This window comes from Microtetraspora niveoalba (genome assembly GCF_001570405.1).
Taxonomy (GTDB): domain Bacteria; phylum Actinomycetota; class Actinomycetes; order Streptosporangiales; family Streptosporangiaceae; genus Microtetraspora; species Microtetraspora niveoalba.
Genome location: NZ_BBYM01000064.1, coordinates 1 through 19,132 on the forward strand (window position 1 = coordinate 1; position 19,132 = coordinate 19,132).

The following is a 19,132-nucleotide window of genomic DNA, read 5'->3' on the forward strand; positions in this document are numbered from 1 at the left end:
GCCGGAGGCGACCGGGTCCGGTGCCGGGACCTCCGGGACCGGCGCGCCGGGGGCCGGGAGCTTCGGGTCCGCCGCCTCGGGCGCCGGTACGCCGGCGGCCGCCACGCCGGGAGCCGGGACCCCGGGGACCGGCGCGTCCCGGACGGGGGCGCCGGGAGACGGCGCCGGGGGCGCGACCGGAGCCGCCTCCGGGCGCGGATCCTTCGAGGCCGCGAAACCCGCCACACGGCCCGCCCAGGGCCTCGCCCGGCCGTTCTCCGAGGTTCCAACCGCGTACTCCGCCGGAGCCGGAGCCGGAGCCGGCCCCGGTGCGGGCGCGGACGGCGGCGACCCGCTCGACTCGCTGTTCTCCGACCGGGCGGACGCCGTCGCGCCGGGCGGCCAGGACACCCAGCTCAGCGCCTGGGGCGGCACGCCGGCCGCTCCGGCGCGCACCCGCCCGGTGCCGATGCTCCGCGCCGCGCTGGTGATCGTCCCCGCCCTGCTGATCGTCGCGGGCGTGGCCGGGTACATCGGCCTGCGCCAGGGCGAGCAGGAGTCGCCCCCGACGGGCGGCGCGGCGCTGAACACCGCCGCCCCCGGTAAGAGCCACGTCTCCGCGCCCCCCTCGCAGTCCACCGCCTCTCCCTCGCCGTCGCCGAGTCCCTCGCCCTCGCGGTCCGCCGAGATCCCCAAGGGCTGGCGCCTGCACAAGGACAAGTGGGGCTTCTCGGTCGCTCTACCGAAGGGCTGGGAGGAGTACAAGCGGACCAGTACCGGCGTCTACTTCCGAGGCGACGACCGCAGCCAGTACCTGCAGATCGACACGACCAGCACGCCCGGCAGCAGCGCGCTGAGGGACTGGAAGAAGCAGGAGAAGACCGCCAAATACGGCTTCGGCGGCTACGAGCTCATCGGCATCAGGAAGGTGGACTACTTCCTGGACGCCGCCGACTGGGAGTTCACCTGGCGGACCTGGAGCGGCAAGGCGCACGTGATCAACCGGGGCTTCGTGACCGACAAGCGCCACGGTTACGCCATCTACTGGCACACGCGGGACAACCGCTGGAAGAAGGAGTACCACTACTTCGAGACGTTCACGTCGACGTTCACCCCCGCGAAGTGACGCGCGGACGCCCGCCCGCGCCCCGTGGCGCGGCGCGGGCGCAGACCGGTCCGGCCGGCGGGCCCTGAGGGAGGAGAGGGCGCCGCCGGCCGGACCGGGACCCATCACCAGGCGGCCGGCTTGCCCTTCTGGAAGACCCACACGTCGAAGAAGGCGGTCAGGTCCGTGCCCGACGCGTTCTCCGCGGCGCGGATGAACGCGGCCGTGTCCGCGTTGCCGTGCCGGTGCTCGGCGGCCCAGTCCTTGATCAGCTTGAAGAAGGCCGCGTCGCCGATCTTGCCGCGCAGCGCGTGCAGCGTCATCGCCCCGCGGTTGTACGGCACGCTGCCGAACATGTCCTCCGGCCCGGGGTCGGCCAGCGTGACCTGCCAGAACGACGACGTCGCCGCCCGGCCGTAGTTGCTCGCGCCGGCGAAGGTCTGCTGCGCGGTCGCGCCGCCGGTGTGCTCGGTCCAGAGCCAGGTGGCGTACGTCGCGAAGCCCTCGTTGAGCCAGATGTCGGACCACTTCGTCGGCGTCACGCTGTCGCCGTACCACTGGTGGGCCAGCTCGTGGGCCATCGTGCCGACGCTCGGGGCACTGGAGAAGATCGGCTTGGTCTGGGTCTCCAGCGCGTACCCGACGTTCGGGGCGCGGTCGATGATCGCGCCGGTGGAGCCGAACGGGTACGGCCCGAAGATCGAGGAGAAGTACTCCATCATGTCCGGGATCTTGGAGACGGCGTTGGCGGACTGGGCCACCAGGCGCGGGTCGACCGCGGTGTAGATCGGGATCCCGCTCGGCGTCGTCGACTCGGTGACGGTGAAGTTCCCGATCGTCACCGTGGCGAGGTAGGTCGCCATCGGCTCGGCCGAGTCCCACACGAAGGTGGTCCTGCCGTTCTCGGTCGTCTGCGAGACCAGGCGGCCGTTGCCGACGGCGGTGATCCCCTCGGGGACGGTCGCGTGGAAGGTGAAGGTCGCCTTGTCCGTCGGGTGGTCGCTGCCGGGGAACCAGGCGGGCGCGCCCTGCGGCTCGCCGGCCACGAACGCGCCGTCGTCGGTCGGCACCCAGCCCTCGATGGAGCCGTCCGGGTCGGTGATGACCGGCGGCGTCCCGGCGTACTTCACGGTGACCGTGAACTGCTCGCCGGACTTGAGCTTGGGGCGCGGGGTGACGACGAGCTCCTGCCCGTCCCGGGTGAACGCGGCCGGGTGCTTGCCGACCTTGAGCTCGCTGATCTCCGGGCCGCGGAAGTCCAGGTCGAACCGGTCCAGGTCCTGGGTCGCGACCGCGGTGATCGTCGTGGTCGCGTCCATGTGCTTGCTCGCCGGGTCGTACGAGAAGGCGATGTCGTAGTGCCGCACGTCGAAGCCGCCGTTGCCCTGGCCGGGGAAGTACGGGTCGCCGACGCCGGCCGCACCGGCCGAGTACCGGGGCGAGCCGGGAGCCCCGGGGGCGGCGAGCGCGGGATGGGCCGCCTGGGCGCCGATCAGGGCGCCCGCCGCGACGGCGAGGGCCGCGCCGCGAAGACGGGAGATTCTCATGCGGGTCCTTTCAGACGGATTCCGGCCGAGGGCCGGCCGGAACCGCTCATGCTGTGTCGGGGACGGAAGGTCGGGGACGGCCGGTGCTCCCGCGTGCGGGAGCACCGGCCCGGGGATCCCGGCCGGGGCGCGGCGAGGTTCCGCGCCCCGACCGGGTCCGGGGACGGGGGTCAGCCGACGACGGAGCGCAGCGGGATGCCCGCCGCGTTCAGCTCGCGGACCATGTCGCGCAGGAAGGGGTGCTCGTCGGCCGCCAGGCCCTCGGGGTTGGGGATCGTGACGTACGTGGAGCCGTCGGCCGAGGCCGTCCTCGCGGTGTCCGTGTACGTCGCGACCACGGCCTCGGTGCGTGCCGCGTCGGCGTCGGCGACCTGGACGACGATGGGCCGCCACTCCCCGGCGAGGTCGTCGGCCGGGGCCGCCTTGGCCGCCTCCGCCCGCAGCGCGTCCGCGTCGCCGCCCGGGGTGGCCGCGAGCTGCCGCTGGGCCGCGTTCCCCGCGGGGAGGAGAAGCGCGTTGGCGACCAGGTGGACGCCGTTCTCGTTGTACGCCCGGAACAGGGGGTTGTAGGCGAACAGCACGGCGTGGCCGGCGCCGGTCGGCTCGTCCACCAGCGCGACCGTGCCCTTCAGCGCGTCGGCCTTGGTCGTGTAGCCGTTCGACCAGAACGCGTCGCCGTCCGGATAGGTGAGGACGTTCGTGCCGGTGCGGCTCGGGTTCAGGATCGGGTCGCCGTTGTTGAACTGGAAGTCCTCCGCCGGGCGGCCGAGCGCGACCCGGCTCCCGGTGTCCACGTTGACGCGGAAGTGCGAGCCGATGACCTGGTACCCGGTCGGCTTGGTCTTCTCGGTGGTGGAGGTCAGGCCCGCCGTCCTGGCGACCCTGGTGCCCTCGTTGCGCAGCCCGACGTACGTGCCGCCCGCGGCGACCCACGCCTTGAGGTTCGCCAGGCCCTCGGCGGTGAGACCGCCGTTCGCGCTGCTGCCGTCCGGCACCAGCAGGACGGAGCGCCCGGTGAACGCGGGGGTGTTGCCGTTGACGTCCGCCGCCGTCACCGGGGTGAGGTCGAGGCCCCAGCGCTCGCCGAGGACGTAGCGCGCCTCGCCGTACGAGCCGGAGGTGGTGGAGACGCCGGCGCCGGCGAACAGGCCGACGTCGGGGACGCGCAGCGCCGTCCCGGAGGCGGCCGCGGCCCGGCCCTCGACGGCCACGCCGTACGAGCGGGCCAGCTTGTCCAGCTCGCCGCGGTTCAGCGCGCTGGCGGGGAGGCTCACCACGCCGGTGGAGAGGTCGCGCGAGAGCGCGACACCCTGGCCGAGCAGGCGGAAGGTGAGCTCGGACGCGGCGGCGGAGTCCATCGGGTAGGAGTAGGAGCCGTTCGCCGGGGCGGCGGAGACGACGCCGCCGTCCATGCCCTTCACGAGATCGGCCTTCGGCGACAGGGCGTCACCGGTGGAGACGGTCGCGACGCCCATCAGCAGTGGGTTGCTCCAGGACGACACGTCGTAGAAGTAGGGGAACGGCACGTAGGGGTCCTGCGCGATCAGCGCCTGGATCCAGTGCTTCTGCGGCTGGTCCATCGGGATCCAGTACGCCCCGGCCGGGACGGTCAGATTCTTCTCGGTGCGCCCGCCGAAGACGTCGGCGTTCGGCACGGTGACCTGCTGCTTGAGCCGGTAGACCTCGACGTCCATGTCGCGCAGCCGCTCGACCAGCCGGCGAACGTCGCCGATCTGGCGGTCCGGCAGCAGGAAGTACGACCGGACCTTGACGTCCGGGACCGGGAACTGGACCGTGTTGGTCGGCTGCACGACCTCGTTCGGCTCCAGCGTGCCCGCCTTGCCCTGCTCGATGGCGGTCTGCCAGATCTTGTAGTAGCCGTCGAGGATCTCGCGCCGGTTGTCGGCGGCCCAGCCGATCGTGGCCCACTGCGTGTTGAACTGCTGCTGCACGCGGTCCTCGACGGACGAGGAGCTCCCCTTCTCGAAGGTCATGCCCGCCGCCCCGAAGCCGGTGGCCGGCACGGTGTCGCCGTACCCCATGTAGAACATGTCGTACGTCGCGTAGTTGAAGTAGCACTCCGTGGTGACCGCGCCGCCGCACGCGCCGTTGTAGCCGAAGCCCGCCGCGTTGGCGGCCCCGATGCGGTTGATCCAGTCCACCGGCTGCGCGGCGATCTCGTGGTGGATCGGGTCGGCGTTCGGCGGGAAGAAGTACTGCCGTCCGCCCATCTCGTGGGCGTCCACGAAGACCTGCGCCGGATACTGCCGCAGCATCTCGATCTTGCCGCCGGTCTCCGGCTGGCTGCGGGCGAACCAGTCCCGGTTGAGGTCGAAGCCGTACTCGTTCTGGCGCCGGTTCGCCTCGCGGCCGTCCGGGTTCTGGGTCGGCACGATGACGGTGACGAGGTTCTCGTTGCGCTTGGCGACGTCGCAGGAGAGGCCGCCGGCCAGCTCGTACAGCGTGCGGAGCGCGGCGTCGGCCCCGCTCTTCTCGCCGCCGTGGACGTTGCCGGCCACCCACACGATCGCCGGGCCGTCGGCGGCGATCCGGGCCGCCTTGTCCGCGCGGAGCGATCTCGGGTCGCGCAGCGAGCGGATCTGCTCGGCGATCTTCTTGAGCTGCCCCGGCACCATGTGGTGGCGGTCGGACACGATCGCGTACGGCAGCTCCTGGCCGGTGACGCTGCGCGCGATCGTGCCGGTGACGACGCGGTCGGAGGCGCCCGCCACGGCCGCGACGTACTTCCTGATCTCGTCGGAGGTGAGCGTGCGGGGCTGGCCCTTGCCGAGGGGGAAGCCGAAGAACTGCTCGGGGCTCGGCACGGAGGCGGCGTGGGCGTTCGGGTCGGCGACACACTGCCCGCCGCCCGGGGCCGCGTTCGCGGGCGAGCCGAGCGGCGCCACGAGGGCGGTCAGCGCGAGAGCCGCCACACCTGCGATCTTTCCGTACGAAGATCTTTTGCACGTCGTCGTGCGTAACCGCATGATCTTTGTCTCCTGGGGGTGAGGGGGACCGTTTTTGCGGGCGATGACGTCTGGGGCCGAGATGGTTGCGACGAAAGTGAAAGTTGAGCGGATCGTATAAGTCTGGAATAAAGCGGGCAAGAGATAACAAAGTTGCAATTCGGGGCGTCCGAATGGGTGTATACGATCTCCGGCCCTGGTGCCCTCTTCGACTCCTGACACGCCCGTTAGCTGTGGGACGATGCAGAGGTTTCGAGGAGGGAGCCTGGTGGAGGCGGGGCGTCGTGTGGCGGGCAGGTACCACCTGCTCGAACCCATAGGCCGGGGAGGCATGGGCGTCGTCTGGCGTGCGCACGACGAGCTGCTCGACCGCGCGGTCGCCGTCAAAGAGGTCCTCTACCAGCCGATGAGCGAGGAGGACCGGGCGGCCTTCAACCGCCGGACCATCCGCGAGGCCCGGGCCGCGGGCCGCATCTCCCACCCCAACGTGGTGGTCGTCCACGACGTGATCGAGGAGGACGGCCGCCCCTGGATCATCATGCAGCTCGTCCGCTCCCGCTCCCTCGGGCAGGTGATCCGCGAGCACGGCCCGCTCGTCCCCGAGCGCGTCGCCGCCATCGGCCTCCAGGTGCTCGACGCCCTGTGCACCGCGCACGCCGCCGGGGTGCTCCACCGCGACGTCAAACCGGAGAACGTGCTCCTCACCGAGGACGGCCGGGTGGTCCTCACCGACTTCGGCATCGCGACCATGCCGGAGGAGGCCGGGCTCACCGTGAGTGGCGTCGTCACCGGCACGCCCGCGTACCTGCCGCCGGAACGGCTCAACGGCGACCCCGCCACCCCCGAGTCCGACCTGTGGTCGCTCGGCGCGACCATCTACGCCGCCGTCGAGGGCAGGGCGCCCTTCGACCGGACCTCGTCCATCGCCACCATGGCGGCCGTACTGCACAGCGAGCCCGACCCCGTCAGGCGCGCGGGGCCGCTCACACCGGTGATCGAGGGCCTGCTCGACAAGGACCCGGACCGGCGCATCGACGCCGTCGAGGCGGCGGAGCTGCTCCGCGCGGCGGCGTCCGGCACGTCCCATCCCGGCCGCGACCGCCACGCCGCCCAGCGGGCGGAGCCGTACCCGCCCGCGGGATCGCCGCCCGCCGGCGGGATCCGTCCGTACGCGCCCGGCTCCACCCCCGCCCCGTTCGGCGCCCCCAACGGTCCCGGCATGGCGGCCGGCGGGCCTCCGGTCACGGGCGCCCACGTCCTCGGCGTCCACGGCACGACCGACCCCGGGAGCGTCCACGGCGCGCACGCCCCGGGCGTCGCCGCTCCTCCGGTCCCGGGCGTACAGGCGCCGACCGATCCCGGAAGCCTTCCCGGCGGGCACGGGCCCACCGGTCCCGGACACATCCCCGGTCTCCATGGGCACGCGGTCCCGCCCGGCGGCCCCGGGGTGGGGACGCTCCCGCCGTGGGGCGACGCCGCGGCGATCCCCCCGCAGGCCCAGCCGTCCCCGGCTCGGCGGCGCTCCGCGGGGCGGATCGCCCTGCTCGCCCTCCTGCCCGTGCTGCTCGCCGGGGCGGGCGTCGGCGGCTGGTACGGCTATCGCGCGCTTGTGGCGGACGCCCCCGCCGGCGACCCGCCGCCGTCGACGTCCGCGCCGACCGGCGACTCGCCCACCCCATCGCCGTCGCCGTCACCCTCGCCCTCGCCCTCGCCGTCCCCCTCGGCCCGGCTGCCGCGCGGCTGGGCGGTGCGCCACGACCCGCTGGGCTTCTCGATCGCGGTCCCCCAGACCTGGACCGAGGAACGCGCCGAGACCCGGGTGACCTTCCGTCCTCCCGGGTCCAAGGGCAGCTATCTCATGGTCGACTTCACCAAGTGGATCGACACGGACGAGGATCCGATGCTCCACGTCCAGCAGCTTTCGGAGAACCCCAAGACCACGGGCTCCTTCCCCGGGTACAAGCGGCTCGGCCTGCGGTCGGTGGTCTTCCAGCGCCTCCCCGCGGCCGACTGGGAGTTCACCTGGCAGTCGCAGCAGGGGCCGATGCACGTCCTCGACCGCTCGTTCGTCACGGCCGACGGCCGGGACGTGGCGATCTACTGGCAGACCTCCGACGGCCGCTGGGCCCAGGAGGGGCAGTCATACTTCGCCTGGTTCACCAGGACGTTCCGCTCCACCCGTTGACCCCGCCGCCCGGCGGGGCGCCCCGGGCCGGAGCCCGGGCGGGACGGGTCAGCTCTCGTCGCCGACGATGTCCAGGGCCCGGGCCAGGTCCTCCGGGTACGGGCTGGTGAACGAGACCCACTCCCCCGACGACGGGTGCTCGAAGGCCAGCGAGACCGCGTGCAGCCATTGCCGGGTCACGCCGAGCCGCGCCGCCAGCGTGGGGTCGGCGCCGTACATGAGATCGCCGACGCAGGGGTGCCGCAGCGCCGACATGTGCACCCTGATCTGGTGCGTACGGCCGGTCTCCAGCTTGATGTCGAGCAGCGACGCCGCGCGGAACGCCTCCACCGTGTCGTAGTGGGTGACCGACTCCTTGCCGCCCGCGACGACGGCGAAGCGGCCGTCACCGGAGGGGTGGCGGTCGATGGGCGCGTCCACGGTGCCGCGCAGGGGATCCATGTGGCCCTGCACCAGGGCGTGGTAGCGCTTGTCGACGGTGCGTTCCTTGAACGCCCGCTTCAGGTGCGAGTACGCGAACTCGCTCTTGGCGACCACCATCGCGCCGGTGGTGTTGGCGTCGAGCCGGTGGACGATGCCCTGCCGCTCGGCCGCGCCGCTGGTCGCGACGGTGTGCCCGGCTCCCAGCAGCCCGCCGATCACGGTCGGGCCGGTCCAGCCGACCGTCGGATGGGCGGCCACCCCGATGGGCTTGTCCACCACGACGATGTCGTCGTCCTCGTACAGGATGCCCATGCCGGGCACCGGCTCGGCGACGGGCATCGGCGCGGACGGCGGCGGGGGGATCGTCACGTCGAGCCACGCCCCCGCGCGTACGCGGTCGGACTTGGCGGCGATCGAACCGTCCACGAGCACGTCGCCGGTCGCGATCAGCTCGGCGGCCCGGGTGCGGGAGAAGCCGAACAGCCGCGCGAGCGCGGCGTCGAGGCGCTCCCCCTCGAGCCCCTCCGGCACCGGGAGACTGCGCTGCTCACCCATCGGACTTCTCCTCCGTCTGCCTGGTCCCGTCCACCTGGTAGCCCCGCCAGGCCAGGAAGACCGCGAGGATGCCGCCGCAGACGACTCCCGAGTCGGCGACGTTGAAGATCGGGAAGTGGGTCGCGGGGAACACCTGGACGAAGTCCACCACGTGCCCCTGCAGCGGGGCGGGCGCGCGGAAGATCCGGTCGGTCAGGTTGCCGAGCGCGCCGCCCAGCAGCAGCCCCAGGGTGATCGCCCAGGGCACGCTGCGGAGCTGCCGCGCCGTGCGGAGGATGGCCACCACGACCCCGAACGCGATCACCGTGAAGACGATGGTCATCCCGGTGCCGATGCTGAACGCCGCACCCGAGTTGCGGATGACGTTCAGCAGCAGCACGTCCGGGATGACCTCCACCGGCTCCTTGTGCTCCAGGAAGGCGACGACCAGGGTCTTGCTCACCAGGTCGAGCACGTAAACGACCACCGCCAGGACGCCGAGCGTGACGAGCTTTCGCGCGCGCGCGGGCGCGACGGCGGTCTCCTGGTCGGCGGGATCGCTCAGCGGCGCTCCTCCCGCTGCTTGCACGCTACGCACAGCGTCGCCCTCGGGAACGCCCGAAGGCGTTCCTTGCCGATCGGCTTGTGGCACGATTCGCACACTCCGTAAGTCCCTGCGGCGATGCGGGCGATCGCCCGCTCGTTCTGCGCGAGCAGGTCGCGCGCATTCAGGGTAAGGGCGATCTCGCGCTCCCGCTCATACGTCTTCGCGCCCGCGTCCGCCGGATCGTCTCCGGCGCCCTCGCTGGCGTCCCCCGACGCGAGCTGCTCCTCGGCGCGGGCGATGTCGGCGACGAGCTCCTCGGTCTCGTGCCTGAGCCGCTCCCGTACCTCGGCGAGTTCTTCTTCTGTCCAGGTCTCCTCGCTGGTGGCGGGGGCGGGTCGCGCCGCACGCGTCGTCATGAGAGCCTCCCGTTGTAAGGCGCAGTGATCAAACACATGAGCAGTCCGGGCAGCTTAGGTTGCTCAAAACGGCTCGGCAATCGACGCGCCGGGCGTTTTACCTGCCCCGTAAGCGGACGATGCGCCCGTTCCTCCGGTGAACGGGACATCCGTCCGGCAAGTGGATTCGCACACCCTGACAACATCGCGCCGTCTCCGTATGTTCCGCCCGCTCCGTCGCCCGGCCCTCGTCGCCGTCCGCGCGGTGGCCGCCGGCCGCTTTTCGGGAAGCTCTCATCCGGTCTCTGCGTTATCGTTTAAGTTCGCAAGGCGTTGATGGGGACGAGTACCTCCGTACCCACTCGCAGGAGCGACCCGGGGACGGTGCGAGCCCGGGGCGAGTCACGGAGCGAAGATCACCCCGGAGCCGCCGGAAGAAAGGCACACCCGCCGAGTAGACCCGGCCGCGACACGAATGAGAGGGCCCGTCCCGGGGACGGGTCAAGGAGGGTGGTACCGCGGAGCCGTCCGGCTTCGTCCCTTCACGCCATGTCCAGCCGCAGCGTGGAGGTCCCGCCCGACGATGTCTTCCCACTATTTCCGCTCTCTTCCCGCGCAGGTCGACCTGCCGGCCCTCGAACGCGAGACCCTCGAACGCTGGCGGGACGGGAAGATCTTCGAGCGCTCCCTGGAGCAGAACGCCGGCGGCCCGTCCTGGGTGTTCTTCGAGGGCCCGCCCACGGCGAACGGCATGCCCGGCGTCCACCACATCGAGGCGCGCGTCTTCAAGGACGTCTTCCCCCGCTACAAGTCGATGCGCGGCTACCACGTCCCGCGCAAGGCCGGCTGGGACTGCCACGGCCTGCCCGTCGAGGTCGCCGTCGAGAAGGAGCTCGGCCTCTCCGGCAAGCCCCAGATCGAGGCGTACGGCATCGCCGAGTTCAACGCGAAGTGCCGCGAGTCGGTGCTGCGGCACGTGGACGCGTTCGAGGAGATGACCGAGCGGATGGGCTACTGGGTCGACATGTCCCAGGCCTACCGCACCATGGACCCGCAGTACGTCGAGGCCGTCTGGTGGTCGCTGAAGACCATCTGGGACAAGGGCCTGCTGTTCCGCGACTTCCGCATCACGCCGTACTGCCCCCGGTGCGGCACCGGGCTGTCCGACCACGAGCTCGGCCAGCCCGGTGGGTACGAGACGGTCTCCAGCCCCTCGGTGTACGTCCGGATGCCCGCGACCTCCGGCCCGCTGGCCGAGATGGGCGCGTCGCTGCTGATCTGGACGACCACCCCGTGGACGCTGGTGTCCAACACGGCCGTGGCCGTCCACCCGGACGTGACCTACGTCGCGGCCCGCACGGGCGGCGAGATCCTCGTGGTCGCCGAGCCGCTGCTCGCGCAGGTCCTCGGCGAGGGCGCCGAGGTGGTCGCGACGTTCACCGGCAGGGACCTGGAGCGCACCGCCTACCGGCGGCCGTTCGACCTGGTGGAGATCCCCGGCGCCCACTACGTCGTGCTGGGCGACTACGTCACGGTCGAGGACGGCACCGGCCTGGTCCACCAGGCGCCCGCCTTCGGCGCCGACGACATGGCCGTCTGCAAGCGGTACGGCATGCCGGTCGTGAACCCGATCGGACCGGACGGGCGCTTCCTCGCGGACGTCCCCCTGGTGCGCGGGATGTTCTTCAAGGACGCCGACGAGCCGCTGACCGACAGCCTGCGCGAGCGCGGGCTGCTGTTCCGGGGCAGCCACTTCGAGCACAGCTACCCGCACTGCTGGCGCTGCCACACGGCCCTGCTGTACTACGCGCTGCCGTCCTGGTACATCAGGACCACCGCGATCAAGGACGAGCTGCTCGCCGAGAACGAGCGCACCAACTGGTTCCCCGGCACGATCAAGAACGGCCGGTACGGCGAGTGGCTGCGGAACAACGTGGACTGGGCGTTGTCGCGGTCCCGCTACTGGGGCACGCCGCTGCCGCTGTGGGTCTGCTCCGAGGACGACTCGCACGTCACCTGCGTCGGCTCGCTCAAGGAGCTCGGCGAGCTGGCCGGCCGGGACCTGTCCGCGCTCGACCCGCACCGCCCCTACGTGGACGACGTCGCCGTCCCCTGCCGCGAGTGCGGCGCCGAGGCGCGGCGGGTCCCCGACGTCATCGACGTCTGGTACGACTCGGGCGCCATGCCGTTCGCCCAGTGGGGCGCGCCGCACGCCGGCAAGGAGATCTTCGAGGCGGCCTACCCCGGGCAGTTCATCTGCGAGGCCATCGACCAGACCCGCGGCTGGTTCTACTCGATGATGGCGGTCGGCACGCTGGTCTTCGGCCGTTCCTCCTACGAGAACGTGCTCTGCCTCGGCCTGATCCTCGCCGAGGACGGCCGCAAGATGAGCAAGCACCTCGGCAACGTGCTGCAGCCCATGCCGCTCATGGAGCAGCACGGCGCGGACTCCCTCCGCTGGTACATGGCGACCTCGGGCTCGCCGTGGGCGCCCCGCCGGATCGGCCACGCCGCGCTCGAGGAGATCACCCGGAAGGTCCTGCTGACCTACTGGAACACGACGTCGTTCTTCACGCTGTACGCCAACGCCGAGTCGTGGTCGCCGTCCATGCTGGCGCAGGCCCCGGCGCGGGCCGAGCGCCCGCTGATCGACCGGTGGGCGCTGGCCGAGCTGCACCGGACCGTCGCCGAGGTGACCGCGTCGCTCGACGAGTTCGACACGGCCAGGGCCGGCCGCCGCCTGACCGAGTTCCTGGACGACCTGTCGAACTGGTACGTCCGTCGCTCCCGCCGCAGGTTCTGGTCCGGCGAGGCCGCCGCGTTCGCCACGCTGTACGAGTGCCTGGAGACCGTGACGCGGCTGATGGCACCGATCGTCCCCTTCCTCACCGACTACGTGTGGGACGTGCTGCGCGGCGTCGACGCGCCGCAGTCGGTGCACCTGGCGACGTGGCCGGAGGTCGACGAGGCGGCGCTGGACCCGGTCCTGTCCGAGCGGATGGCGCTGGTCCGCCGCCTGGTGGAGCTCGGCCGTTCGGCGCGCGCCTCCTCCTCCGTCAAGACCCGCCAGCCGCTGGGCCGCGCGCTCATCGGGGCGCCCGGCTGGGCGGCCCTGCCCGGTGAGCTGCGCGAGCTGATCGCCGACGAGCTGAACGTGCAGTCGCTCCAGGACATGTCCGGTTTCTCGGCCGATCTGGTGACCTTCACCGTCAAGCCGAACTTCCGGTCCCTGGGCAAGCGGTTCGGCTCCCAGACCAAGCTGGTCGCCGCCGGGGTCGGCGCCGCCGACCCCGCGGCGCTCGCCCAGGCGCTCAGGTCCGGTGCGGCCGCCATGGTGGAGGCCGGCGAACTGGGCACGGTCGAGCTCGGACCGGACGACGTGATCGTCACCGAGCAGCCGCGCTCCGGCTGGGCCGTGGAGACCGGAGCCGTCGACACCGGCACCGGCGAGACCGTCGCGCTCGACCTGGAGATCACCGACGAGCTGCGCCGGGCGGGCCTGGTCCGCGAGGTCATCCGGCTCGTCCAGGACGCCAGGAAGTCCACCGGGCTGGCGATCACGGACCGGATCGAGCTGTGGTGGTCCGCGAGCGGCGACGACCTGGCGGAGGCGCTCCGCGCGGGCGGCCCGGCCATCGCCGAGGAGGTCCTCGCCACCGCCTTCTCCGAGGGCTCGCAGGACGGCCTGACCCGGCACGAGGACGCCGACCTCGGCCTGGTCTTCCAGCTCCGCCGCGCCTGACCCCGCCGGGGGTCGTGAAACGGACAGAGGCCCGGGGACCGGTGACAGCGCCGGCCCCGGGCCTCTGCCGCCGTTACCCTCTGATCATGCACGTCACGCCGCCGCCCCTCCTGAAGCGGGTGCCGCCGGGTGTCTGGACGACGGCCGCCTGGTGTGCCGGGCTCGCTTTCACGTTCCTCATCCGTGTCCGGCTCCCCGGAGAGTCGGCGCCTACCGTGGTGGCCGGGGCTCTCCTCTACCGGTGGGACGGGCTCACGTTCCTGGTGCTGGCCACCGGGCTGGTGCTGGCCGGGAGCGCCCTGCTGCCCCGCCGGCCGCTGCTCTCCCTCGCGTTGTTCCTCACCGCCTCCGTGATCGCGACCCTCCCGCTGGGAGTGGGCGAGATCCCGCTGGCCCAGTTCCTGGCCGTCGACATGACGCTGTACTTCATCGCCTCCACCGCGGCGCGCCGGACCGGCATCGTGGCCGCGGCCGCCGCGCTCACCGTGCTCGCCGGTTATCTGACCGTCCGGTTGCTGATGAGCTGGACCGTCGGGACCGCGGCGGAGCTGGCGGTGGCCATGACGGCGGTCATCGCCTGGCTGGTCGGCCACTCGGTGCGCCAGGCCCGCGAGCACGCCCAGACCCTGATCGACCGGTCCACCGCCCAGGCGGTCACCGCCGAACGGCTGCGCATCTCCCGGGAGCTGCACGACATGGTCGCGCACAGCATCGGAATCATCGCCCTGCAGGCGGGTGCGGCGCGACGGGTCATCGAGACCCAGCCGGAACAGGCCCGCGACGCGCTGGGCGAGATCGAGACGGTCGGCCGGGAGACCCTCTCGGGACTGCGCCGCATGCTAGGCGCGCTCCGCAGTGCCGAGCCGGAGCGGTCCCCGCGGACGGCGCCGCTCGACTCCGCGCCCGGCCTGGCCGACGTGGACCGGCTGGCCGCGACCACGACGGACGCCGGAGTGCGCGTCGACGTGCGCTGGCTGGGCGGGCGGCGCCCGCTGCCGCCGGACATCGACATGTCCGCCTACCGGATCATCCAGGAGGCGGTCACCAACGTCGTGCGGCACGCCGGCACCGCCTCCTGCGAGGTGACCGTCGACTTCCGTGACGACGAGCTGACCATCGAGGTGATCGACCGCGGCGGGGGCCGCGGCCACGCCGGGGGAAGCGGATACGGCCTGGTCGGGATGCGGGAGCGGGTCGGCCTGCTGCGGGGCGAGTTCTCCGCCGCGCCGCGTCCCGAAGGCGGCTTCCGGGTGGCGGCCCGCCTGCCCCTCCCTCCGGCGGGGACCGGGCACTGATCCGCGGGGCGTGACGACGGGAAAGCCCGATGGCGGGGACTCGAGTCACGGGTCCCCGCCATCGGGCGGTCGTTCACAGAGCTACACGGTGCAGATGGGGCAGGGGGTGAGCCCCGCCTCCTCCGCCTCCCGCGTGGTCTTCTCCTCGACGGCTCCCTGGGGAGCGGCCTTGATCAGGGGGCACTCGGCGCGGTGATACCTGCGGGTGCCGGTCATCACCATCACGACGTCCGACGCCGCCGGGTCCGCCGTCTCGCCCGGCCGTACCAGGGGCTCGAAGTAGGAACGCGGCATCGTCGCGGTGGACTCGGCCTGCTCGGCGGACCCGGCGCGCCCGGGATCCGTCGTCTCGGCCGGGTCCACCGGCTCGGCGTCCTTCTTCTGCCCCTCCACCCCGGGAAGGGTGTCCTCGATGGGATCCGCCGCCGCGGGGGCCTCGTCGGCCGTACGCCCGTCGGGGGCGGTCTCGCCGGGGACGGGTTCGTCCGGCGCGGTCTCCCCCATCGCGGCGGGGCCGGGCGGGGTGAGGCCGGGCGACGTGTCGCCGGCCGCGGCCGGGCCGGAGGTGTCTCCTCCCGCCGCGTCCTTCTCCTCGGGCTCGGCTGCCACACGCGCCGCCGCCTCGGGCACGCAGGCGGTGCAGGCCGTGAAGCCCTCCTCGCGCGCCTCCTCGTGCGTCAGTTCCTCGACCTCGCGGCCCTGGAGCTGGCGGCACCCCGCCAGATGGAACCGCTTCCGCCCCGGGATGACCAGCACGATCGCGTCGGGGCCGAGCTCATGTCCCGTCGCCGGAGGCCGCGTGGACGGCCGCTGCTGCGGGAACACGTGCGGCCCCGCCGCCCCGGAGGGGGGCACCGGCGGGACGCCCATCATGGGGTGCGCCACCGGATGCGGATGCGCCACCGGATGCGCCGGGGCCCCGCCGAAGGCGGGATGCCCGACGTGACCGGGGACGCCGACCTGTCCGGGCATGCCGGGATGCCCAGGGACGCCGGCGTGCGCCAGCTGGGGTGCGGCCACGCCCTGAGGAGCCTGAACCGGTTCCTCGGCGGCACGCCCGCCGGCGGGGAACAGCTCATGGCGCCTCAGCAACGCCCCGATGAGCAGGCAGACCGCGGACAGCACGCTGACCACGATCGACCACATCACGAGGAACGGCTTCGCCAGGACCACACCTGCGATGAGCAGGCCGATGGCGACGAGCACCAGCGCGGCACTGATAAGGATCACGGGGGGAACTCCGAGAAGCGGGTCGCGAGAACGACGCGACCCCTCGCCTTACCGGCGGTCGTTGTGGGGGCCGTCGGGGGTCGGGAAAGCGCCCGAGTGCTGCGAGGGCTCCTGGCCGAAGGGGTTGGGGGCGCCCTGCATCGGCTGCGCGCCCGGGGTGACGGCGTGCGCCATCGCCGGGGCGGCGCCGACGATCGGGAATCCGCCGCTGTTCTCGGCCGAGACGTTCAGGTCCGCGAGCTGCTGCTCCAGGTAGAGCTTGAGGCGGCTGCGGTACTCGCGCTCGAAGCTGCGCAGCTCCTCCACCTTGCGCTCGAGCTCGTCGCGGGTCTGCACCAGCGAGCCCATGGCCTGGCGGTGGCGCTCCTGCGCGTCACGCTCGAGCGTCTCGGCGCGGGCGCGGGCGTCGCCGATGATCTGCTCGGCCTGGCGGCGGGCCTTGCCGAGGATGTCGTCGGCCTCGCGCCGGGCGCGGGTCACGGTCTCGTCCGCCTCCCGGCGGGCGTCGGCGATCGCCTGGTCGGCGGTCTGCTGGGCGAGGGCGAGCACGCGGGCCGCGGTGTCCATGTTGTCCTCGGCGGGCGGCATGCCCATGCCGACGGGGACGGGCTCGGGGCGGACGGGCTCCGGCGGCTTGATGGGCTCGGGCTGCGGCACCATCATCTCGGGCTTCGGCTCGGCCACCGGGGCGGAGGCCATCTGCATGCCGCCCGCCATGCCCATGCCGCCCGGGACTTTGCCGCGCAGGCACTCGGCCAGCTTGGCGCGAAGCTCCTCGTTCTCCTGGATGAGGCGGTCGAGCTCGGCCTCGACCTCGTCGAGGAAGGCGTCGACCTCCTCCTCGTCGTACCCCGGCCTCAGCCTGGTGGTACTGAATTGCTTGTTCCGCACGTCGGCGGGCGTCAACGGCATGTGAGTCTCCTTGGCGCGCTTGGAGTCTGTCCGGAGGGACGGTTCCCGATCACGAAAGCGCGGACACGACTTGGATCAAGACCAAGACCACAATGAACAGCACTGTGAAGCTTAGGTCAAAGGCCACCGTACCCAACCTCAGGGGCGGAATGAAACGGCGGAGAAATTTGAGAGGCGGGTCGGTCAGTGTGTAAGTGACCTCCGCCACTACCAGGACGACCCCGGAAGGCCGCCAGGAGCGGGCAAAAAGCTGCACCGTATCAAAGATCATTCTGCCGATCAGCAGAACGAGGTAGAGAGAGAGTACAGCGACCAAGATCTCACCGACGATCCCCACGGTCGAGCCTCACCTCCGTCCTGTTCCGCACGCTCCGGTCCCCTCGGGCACCGCTCAGCCGGTCACTGTCCATACATGGAACTCTAGCTCTGGTTGAAGAAGCCGCGTTCCGCGATTCTCGCCTTGTCCTCGGCGGTCACCTCAACGTTGGCGGGGGACAACAGGAACACCTTGTTCGTAACACGTTCGATGCTGCCGTGTAGGCCAAAGACGAGACCTGCCGCGAAATCGACAAGACGCTTGGCGTCGCTGTCGACCATCTCCGTAAGGTTCATGATGACCGGAGTGCCCTCACGGAAGTGCTCCCCGATCGTGCGCGCCTCGTTGTACGTGCGGGGATGGAGGGTCGTTATCCGAGCCAGATCGGTCGTACGCCGCTCGAGCACGGTGGTGGAGGGCCGGGGCGCGGGGACCGGCGCGTCGCCGTCCTCGTCGTGCTCCTGAGTCGCCGCGTGTCCGCCCTGCCCCCCGGCGGAGAATCCGCGGCGCGCCGACTCGTAGTCGTCGTCGGCGTAGTCCTCGTCGTTCGCGTACTCGGTCACATACCTGTCGTCGTAGCGGTCGTCCTCCACGAGACCGAGGTAGACCGCCATCTTGCGCATCGCGCCGGCCATCTCTCGTCGTCCTCCGTGTCACCGGGTCGGTCGCCGCGCCACGCGCCGGTCGGTCCTGCGTGGCAGTCCCGGCCGGTGCCGGACCGGCTCCCTCCCCCTCATGCCTTCTAGGTCCCTGTTGGAAGGCCAGGGCGGTAGCCGTACCCCCGTGGAGCTGACCGCTGATCGACCTCTACCTGGATGCGGACACCAAGGTCCACTTGGGGGACATTACCTGACGAAGGGCTTTCTGCGGCCGAGCAACGCCGTACCGACACGCACGTGTGTCGCGCCGTTCGCGATCGCCTCGTCGAGGTCACCACTCATCCCCGCCGATACAACGTCCGCCCCCGGGTGATCGTTCCGCAGAGCGCGGGCGATTTCGGCGAGGCGGGCGAAGGCGGGGCCCGGGTCCTCCCCGAGCGGGGCGACGGCCATGACACCGCGAAGCCGCAGGTTCTCGGCCCGGGCGACGGCCTCGGCCAGCTCGGGGACGGCCTCGGGAGCGACCCCTCCGCGCTCCGCCACGCCTCCCGGCGCGGGCGGAACGGGGTCCAGCGACACCTGGAGCAGGCAGCCGATCTCCCGGCCCGCCCTGACCGCCTCGCGGCTGAGGGCGTCCACCAGCCGGAGCCGGTCCACCGAGTGGACCATGTCCGCGTAGGCGACCACCGAGCGGACCTTGTTCGTCTGCAACTGTCCGATGAAATGCCAGGTCAGATCGAGATCCGCGCATTCGGACGCCTTGGGGGCGGCCTCCTGGTCCCGGTTCTCGCCGACGTCCGTCACGCCGAGCCCGGCGAGCAGGCGTACGTCGGAGGCGGGGTAGGTCTTCGTAACCGCGATGAGCCTGACCTCGGAACGGTCCCGGCCGGCGGCGCGGCACGCGTCTCGGATGCGTGCTTCCGTTCCGGCCAGGCCCGCCGCGAGCTCCTCGCGTCGTGCGTCGTTCACATGTACTCGCGTGTGGGGAGGGTCACTTCAGGAAATCGGGCACGTCGAGCTCCTCCTCCTGCTCCTCGAACACCACCGGCCGGCGGGTGGCCGGCTGGCTGACGCGCGAGGTGATCGGAGTCGGCGGCTCGGGCGTGGGGCGCGGGATGGAGAACGGGCCCGTGCCGGACACGCTCGGCTCGGGGCGCGGCGTCTCGGCCGAGCCGTCCCGGGAGAACGGCGCCGGCGGCTCGGGCGCCTCCGCGGACGCCGGGGCGACCACGGGCTTGGGCGGCTGGGCCGCCTCGGGCTCCGGAACCGGCGGCGCGACCGGGGTGACCGGCGTGGACGGGCCGGAGACGGGCCGCACCGGGGCGGGCTGCTCCGCGCGCGGCTCGGGCTTGGCCGG

General features: G+C 72.1%; 14 protein-coding genes and 1 pseudogene. 4 read left to right on the forward strand and 11 right to left on the reverse strand.

Annotation, left to right across the window (positions count from 1 at the left end; translation table 11 throughout):
* A partial coding sequence (locus AWQ70_RS40140) for a serine/threonine kinase C-terminal domain-containing protein (RefSeq protein WP_505796245.1) occupies nucleotides 1-1,105 on the forward strand: 1,105 nt, incomplete at its 5' end.
* A gap of 104 nt (nucleotides 1,106-1,209) precedes the next feature.
* On the opposite strand, the gene AWQ70_RS36460 is transcribed toward AWQ70_RS40140, so the two are convergent.
* Entirely contained in the window at nucleotides 1,210-2,631 is a 1,422-nt protein-coding gene (locus tag AWQ70_RS36460) for a M1 family metallopeptidase (RefSeq protein ID WP_067186682.1), read from the reverse strand.
* Nucleotides 2,632-2,801: 170 nt separating this feature from the next.
* Nucleotides 2,802-5,564: a M14 family zinc carboxypeptidase gene (locus tag AWQ70_RS36465; protein WP_218004788.1), complete on the reverse strand. Its 2,763-nt coding sequence runs from the start codon at nucleotides 5,562-5,564 to the stop codon at nucleotides 2,802-2,804.
* Between the two features lie 301 nt (nucleotides 5,565-5,865).
* Here AWQ70_RS36465 and AWQ70_RS36470 point away from each other — a divergent pair, with 301 nt between their 5' ends.
* Nucleotides 5,866-7,782 (forward strand): serine/threonine-protein kinase, encoded by a 1,917-nt coding sequence (locus tag AWQ70_RS36470; RefSeq protein ID WP_169808801.1) that lies wholly within the window; start codon nucleotides 5,866-5,868, stop codon nucleotides 7,780-7,782.
* Nucleotides 7,783-7,830: 48 nt separating this feature from the next.
* Here the strand turns inward: AWQ70_RS36470 and AWQ70_RS36475 are convergent, their stop codons facing one another.
* The 3 genes from AWQ70_RS36475 to AWQ70_RS36485 are packed head-to-tail and all read right to left on the reverse strand — an operon-like array spanning nucleotide 7,831 to nucleotide 9,702.
* Entirely contained in the window at nucleotides 7,831-8,760 is a 930-nt protein-coding gene (locus tag AWQ70_RS36475) for an RluA family pseudouridine synthase (RefSeq protein WP_067186688.1), read from the reverse strand.
* On the reverse strand, nucleotides 8,753-9,328 hold the full coding sequence (lspA, locus tag AWQ70_RS36480; protein WP_245647321.1) for a signal peptidase II: 576 nt from the start codon (nucleotides 9,326-9,328) through the stop codon (nucleotides 8,753-8,755). Before lspA ends, AWQ70_RS36475 begins: the two co-directional genes overlap by 8 nt.
* Complete coding sequence (locus tag AWQ70_RS36485) at nucleotides 9,301-9,702, reverse strand: TraR/DksA family transcriptional regulator (RefSeq protein WP_067186691.1); 402 nt, start codon at nucleotides 9,700-9,702, stop codon at nucleotides 9,301-9,303. Before AWQ70_RS36485 ends, lspA begins: the two co-directional genes overlap by 28 nt.
* A gap of 562 nt (nucleotides 9,703-10,264) precedes the next feature.
* On the opposite strand from AWQ70_RS36485, the gene ileS reads away from it, so the two are divergent.
* Both ileS and AWQ70_RS36495 read left to right on the forward strand, forming a co-directional pair.
* The gene (gene ileS, locus AWQ70_RS36490) at nucleotides 10,265-13,423 is read left to right on the forward strand and encodes an isoleucine--tRNA ligase (RefSeq protein ID WP_067186693.1); all 3,159 of its coding nucleotides are present in this window, start codon (nucleotides 10,265-10,267) and stop codon (nucleotides 13,421-13,423) included.
* 86 nt (nucleotides 13,424-13,509) lie between these two features.
* Complete coding sequence (locus AWQ70_RS36495) at nucleotides 13,510-14,718, forward strand: sensor histidine kinase (protein WP_067186705.1); 1,209 nt, start codon at nucleotides 13,510-13,512, stop codon at nucleotides 14,716-14,718.
* 81 nt (nucleotides 14,719-14,799) lie between these two features.
* On the opposite strand, the gene AWQ70_RS36500 is transcribed toward AWQ70_RS36495, so the two are convergent.
* The 6 genes and pseudogenes from AWQ70_RS36500 to AWQ70_RS40145 form a co-directional block, all read right to left on the reverse strand.
* Nucleotides 14,800-15,948 (reverse strand): hypothetical protein, encoded by a 1,149-nt coding sequence (locus tag AWQ70_RS36500; RefSeq protein WP_157530891.1) that lies wholly within the window; start codon nucleotides 15,946-15,948, stop codon nucleotides 14,800-14,802.
* 48 nt (nucleotides 15,949-15,996) lie between these two features.
* Complete coding sequence (locus AWQ70_RS36505; RefSeq protein WP_067186699.1) at nucleotides 15,997-16,860, reverse strand: DivIVA domain-containing protein; 864 nt, start codon at nucleotides 16,858-16,860, stop codon at nucleotides 15,997-15,999.
* A gap of 49 nt (nucleotides 16,861-16,909) precedes the next feature.
* Nucleotides 16,910-17,197: a YggT family protein gene (locus AWQ70_RS36510; RefSeq protein WP_067186700.1), complete on the reverse strand. Its 288-nt coding sequence runs from the start codon at nucleotides 17,195-17,197 to the stop codon at nucleotides 16,910-16,912.
* Nucleotides 17,198-17,280: 83 nt separating this feature from the next.
* Nucleotides 17,281-17,811, reverse strand: coding sequence for a cell division protein SepF (locus tag AWQ70_RS36515; RefSeq protein WP_067186702.1), 531 nt, complete (start codon nucleotides 17,809-17,811; stop codon nucleotides 17,281-17,283).
* A gap of 210 nt (nucleotides 17,812-18,021) precedes the next feature.
* Nucleotides 18,022-18,744 (reverse strand): YggS family pyridoxal phosphate-dependent enzyme, encoded by a 723-nt coding sequence (locus tag AWQ70_RS36520; RefSeq protein WP_067186703.1) that lies wholly within the window; start codon nucleotides 18,742-18,744, stop codon nucleotides 18,022-18,024.
* Nucleotides 18,745-18,766: 22 nt separating this feature from the next.
* Nucleotides 18,767-19,132: pseudogene (locus AWQ70_RS40145) on the reverse strand (cell division protein FtsZ); the annotation flags it as partial.